Source organism: Chromobacterium aquaticum, from assembly GCF_021129195.1.
Lineage (GTDB): Bacteria > Pseudomonadota > Gammaproteobacteria > Burkholderiales > Chromobacteriaceae > Chromobacterium > Chromobacterium aquaticum.
Map to the genome: position 1 here is coordinate 1 of NZ_JAJOHW010000098.1, position 4865 is coordinate 4865.

4 protein-coding genes and 1 pseudogene are annotated in these 4865 nt (G+C 68.9%); 1 reads left to right on the forward strand and 4 read right to left on the reverse strand.

Going from position 1 to position 4865, the window contains the following annotated elements; all coding sequences use genetic code 11:
- The first annotated feature begins 237 nt into the window (after positions 1 to 237).
- Positions 238 to 2097, forward strand: a complete 1860-nt coding sequence (locus LQT98_RS15470) for a tetratricopeptide repeat protein (protein ID WP_231463353.1) — start codon at positions 238 to 240, stop codon at positions 2095 to 2097.
- 18 nt (positions 2098 to 2115) lie between these two features.
- Here the strand turns inward: LQT98_RS15470 and LQT98_RS15475 are convergent, their stop codons facing one another.
- The 4 genes and pseudogenes from LQT98_RS15475 to LQT98_RS15490 all read right to left on the reverse strand — a co-directional run.
- Positions 2116 to 3498 (reverse strand): FAD-binding oxidoreductase, encoded by a 1383-nt coding sequence (locus LQT98_RS15475; RefSeq protein WP_231463355.1) that lies wholly within the window; start codon positions 3496 to 3498, stop codon positions 2116 to 2118.
- 1 nt (position 3499) lies between these two features.
- Complete coding sequence (locus LQT98_RS15480; RefSeq protein WP_231463357.1) at positions 3500 to 4015, reverse strand: cupin domain-containing protein; 516 nt, start codon at positions 4013 to 4015, stop codon at positions 3500 to 3502.
- A 20-nt stretch (positions 4016 to 4035) separates the two neighbouring features.
- On the reverse strand, positions 4036 to 4659 hold the full coding sequence (locus LQT98_RS15485) for a glutathione S-transferase family protein (RefSeq protein WP_048409458.1): 624 nt from the start codon (positions 4657 to 4659) through the stop codon (positions 4036 to 4038).
- Positions 4660 to 4664: 5 nt separating this feature from the next.
- Positions 4665 to 4865: pseudogene (locus LQT98_RS15490) on the reverse strand (cation acetate symporter); the annotation flags it as partial.

Below are 4865 nucleotides of genomic sequence, written 5' to 3' on the forward strand. Positions count from 1 at the left end.
GCGCCGGCGCGCTGCCGGCGACGGGGCCGTCATGGGCGGTGGCGCTTGGGCGCGCGTCGGAGCTGCGCATCCAGTTGGACGGCCGCAGGGCTTGGAGCAGATTCAGGCTAGGCATGGCGGATGGCATTTCATGAAGAGAGAATGCTGGTTACTATGCGGGAGACGATATTTCGCTGATTTCAAAAAGCGCTTATCAGGATGCGTCCGGCCCGGATGCGTTCCGGGCGCCGAGAGCTTATGACCGATTTGACCCCCGACGCCTTGCGCGCCGGCGCCTTGCTGGCCGCCGGCGATGTCAGCGGCGCGCTATTGGCCGCGCAAAGCGGCCTGCAAGCCCAGCCGGACAATGCCGAGCTGTGGAATCTGCTGGGCGTTTGCGCCGCGCGGCTGGAGCAATTGGCGCTGGCCGAGCAATGCTGGCGCCAGGCGCTGCACTGCGATCCGCGTACGCCGGACGCCAACTACAATCTGGGGCGCTGCCTGATGAGCCAGGGCCAGGCGGCGCAGGCGGAGGCGCATTACCGTGCCGAACTGGAGCAGCGTCCGGAACACGCCGCCTGCCATGGCAATCTGGGCGTGCTGCTGGAGGAGGCGGAACGACTGGACGAGGCCGAGGCGCAATATCGGCAGGCCTTGCGGCTGCGGCCGCAATCCGCCGCCCACAGCTTCAATCTGGGGCGTTTGTTGTACCAGCGGCAGCCGGAGCAGGCCGAGGTTTGGCTGCGCCGCGCATTGGCGCTCGCGCCGGATGATGTCGACACGCTCAATCTGCTGGGACAGCGGCTGGCCGAGCGCGGCGAGTACGCCGAGGCGGAGACGCTGTTGCGCCGCGCCTTGGCTCAGGATGCCGACCATGTCGGCGTCTTGAGCAATCTGGGCTTGCTGTTGCAGCTGCAGCGGCGTTGGGCCGAGGCCGAGGCTTGTCTGGGCGCGGCGGCGGAGCGGGCGCCGCGGCAGGCGCAGGTGCTGGGCAATCTGGCCCTGTGTTTGTGGCGGCAGGGGCGCAGCGCGGAGGCGGAGCCGCTGGCGCGCCGTGAGCTGTCGCTGGCGCCCGCCGACGCCGACGCGCATCAGCACCTGGCCTTGATCCTGGCGCAGCAAGGCGGCTGGGAAGAGGCCGAGGTGACGCTGCGCGCCGGGCTGGACGCTCAGCCGCTGCACGCCGGACTGCGCCGCAATCTGGGCTATTTGCTGCTGACCCAGGGACGTTGGGACGAGGGCTGGCCGCTGCACGAGGCGCGGTTGGAAACGATGCCGCTGCCCACGCCGCCATCGCCGTGCTGGCATGGCGAGGAAGTGGCCGGCCGCAGCCTGCTGCTGTGCTTGGAGCAAGGCTATGGCGACGCGCTGCAAATGGCGCGCTATTTGCCGGAACTGCTGCGACGCGGCCCCGGACGTTTGATCGTCGCCTGCCGGCCTGTGCTGCTGCCCTTGCTGCACGAGCAGGGCTGGCCGGTGGAGTGGCTGCCGTTGGCGGATCTGGCGGGACCGTGGCCGGAACACGACTGCCATGTGTTTTCGATGAGCTTGCCAGGCCTGTTGCAGCCGGAGCCCGCGCCGGAGCCGGCCTATCTGCGCGCCGAAGCCGCCAGTCGCGCCGTCTGGCACGCGCGCTTGCCAAGCAGCGGCCGCAAACTGGGACTGGTGTGGCGCGGCCGGCCGGAGCATGAGTTTGATCATTGCCGCTCCTTGCCGGATCTGGAGATGCTGCTTCCCTTGCTGGCCTTGCCCGGTGTTCAGTGGCTGGCCTTGCAGCCGGAGTTGAACGAGGCTGAGCGCGACTGGCTGCGCGCGCGCGGCGTGCCGGCCCTGGGTGATGAGCTGGCGGATTTCTCCGCCAGCGCCGCCTTGCTGGCGGAACTGGACGGACTGGTGACGGTGGACACCGCCTTCGGCCACTTGGCCGGCGCGCTGGGCTTGCCCTGCGCCTTGCTGCTGTCGGCGCGGCACACCGACTGGCGCTGGGGGTTGGGGAGCGAAACCACGCCCTGGTATCCGCGGCATCGCCTGTTCCGCCAACGCGAGCCGGGGGATTGGACGGAAACGCTGGCTCGCCTGGCGAACTCGCTGCCGGGCTGCCTGGACCTCAGCGGCTGAGCGCGACAGGGAGATCGATCACAGCCACTTGCCCGGATTCATCAAGCGCTCCGGGTCCAGCGCGGCCTTGAGCGTGCGCATCAGTTCCAGCGCCAGCGGGTCCTTGTAGCGCTCTAGCCATTGCGGCTTGAGCTGGCCTATGCCGTGTTCGGCCGCCAGCGTGCCGCCCAGGCGGTAGACGTGGTCGTAGACGATGGCGTTGACCGCGGCTTCGTCTTCGAACAGATCGACGTTGCCGGGCCGGGTATAGCTGATGTTGTAATGCAGATTGCCGTCGCCGGCGTGGCCGAAGGCGACGATGCGCACGCCGGGATAAGCCCGACGCAGCGCGGCGCCGCAGTCGCGCACCAATTGCGGCAGCGCCGAGGTCGGCACCGCGATGTCGTGCTTGATGCTGGGTCCGTCCAGTTTCTGGATTTCCGAAATCTCCTCGCGCAGCAGCCACAGCTTGCGTCGCTCGGTCTCGCTTTGCGCCACCACGCCGTCGCGCGGGTTCTGCCCGGCCAGCCATTCCAGCAGCGCCTCGTTCAACGCGGCGGCGTCGCCGCCGTCGGACAGCTCGATCAACAACAGCCATGGCGCGGTGAATGGTAATTGGCCGGGACGATGGCGCGCGATCGCCTGCTGGCAATCGGCCTCGATCACCTCGAAGGCGGTGAGACGGTCGTCGAAGCGCTGGCGCAGGCCGTTGAGCCAGGCGATGGCGGTGTCGATGTCGTCCACGCCGATCAGCGCGGTGGCGCGGGCGCTGGGCAGCGGAAACAGTTTCAGCGTGGCGGCGGTGATCAGGCCCAGCTGTCCTTCGGCGCCGATGAACCATTGCTTGAGATCCAGGCCGGTGGTGTCCTTGCGCAGGCCGGCCAGCGCGTCCAGCACCCGGCCGTCCGGCAGCACCACTTCCAGGCCCAGCGTCAGTTCGCGCATGGTGCCGTAGCGCAGCACCGCGACGCCGCCGGCATTGGTGGACAGATTGCCGCCGATCTGACAGCTGCCTTCCGAGGCCAGCGACAGCGGAAACAGCCGTCCGGCCTGTTCCGCCGCCAGCTGCACCTCGCGCAGCGTGGCGCCGGCTTCCACGGTGATGGCGTTGTTGTCCGCGTCCAGCTGGCGCACCGCGCGCAGCCGTCGCATCGCCACCACCAGTTGGCGGCCACTGGCGTCCGGCGTGGCCGCGCCGCAAGTGGAGGTGTTGCCGCCTTGCGGCACGATGGCCACTTGGTGGCGGCGGCAGAGCTTGACCAACTCGGCCACCTCGGCGGCGCTGCCGGGCAGCGCCACCGCCAGCGGGCGGCCTTGATAGCGGCGGCGCCAGTCCAGCGTGTAGGGCGCGGTGTCGGCGGCCTCGGTCAGCAGGTGGGCTGGGCCGATCAGGGAGGCCGCGGCTTGGAGAAAGTCGTCCATGTCAGAAAGGGCCTCCGGCCGCGCGCAGCAGATCGGGCAGACCGTCGTGATCGCTCAGCAGCCGTTCCGGCGCGTTGCTCCAGTGCAGATCGCCGATGGCGGCGTTGCGCGCAGGATGCAGCGGATAGTGCACCTGGTTGTCGTCGCGGTTGACGTCGCCGACGCAGAGCAGGCGCACTGGGCTATCGCTATTGTTGATGAAGGTGTGGGCCAGGCCGCTGCCGGCCTTGAAGCCGACCGAATCGCCGGGCCGCAACCGGTGCAGCGCGCCGTCCAGCCAGACGTCGGGCTCGCCCTCCAGCACGTGGACGAATTCGTCCTCGGTTTTTTCCGCGTGCGGCCAGCTGGTGCGTTGGCCCGGCTCCAGCAGTTCATGATGGATGCCGAGGCGGGCGAAGCCGTAATGCTTGCCCAGCGCCGCGCCGCGCGCCAGCGGTTCCTGGCTGCCGGGATAGCTTTGCGAACCGGGCTCGATCAGCTCGCTCCAGTGTTTGATGCAATCAGGACGGGAGGACATGGGCGGGGCTCCGTGGGGGCTTAGTCGGGAATGTCCGGCGCCATCAGCACATCGGGGTGCTGCCAGCCGGGCTGCTGGGCGATGCGCTCCAGCCAGGCCTGGACCTGAGGCCAGTCGGCGATGGCCAGGCCAGCGTCGGCCAGCCACCACAGATAGGCGCTGGCGGAGAGGTCGGCGATGCTCAGGCGCTGGCCGGCCAGGTAAGGCTGTTCGGCCAGCGCGGCGTTCAGGGTGTCCAGATCGGCGCGCGCGCGTTGTTCCAGCCAGGCTTCCACCTCCGGCTGCGGTAGCCGGTTCAGCCGCGACCAACGCAGATTGGGCACCGACAAGCCGACACGGTTGGCTTCCCAGCTCAGCCATTCGCGCACGGTCTCGCGGCTGCCGTGCTCGCCGCTGAGCTGGCCGAAATTATTGGCCAACCATTGCAGGATGGCGTTGGATTGGCACAGCGCGGTGCCGTCGGCCACCAGCACCGGCACTTCGCCGAAGCGGCTGGCGGCTCGGAAATCCTCCGGGCGCTGCTCGCGCGGCACGGCCAGGTCCACGTGGACGTAATCATGGGAAACATCGGCCAGCATCAGCGCCAGGCGCACTTTATAACTGTGGCCGGACAAGCGGTTGCCGTAAAGAGTCAGTGTGGTCATGAGGGTCAGGGTCGGTGAGAAGTTTCGCTAGCCGATGATACCGCCGTTGCGCCGCGGCGCGAACCCAGCCAAGCCAGCGCAAAGGCCAGCGGCACCGAGAACAGGGCCGGGTTGGCGTAGGGAAACAGCGGTTTGGCGTGGCCCAGCACGCCCACCCATACCGCTGGGCCGGCCACGATCAGCGCCGCCGCCGCGGCCAGGCCGCC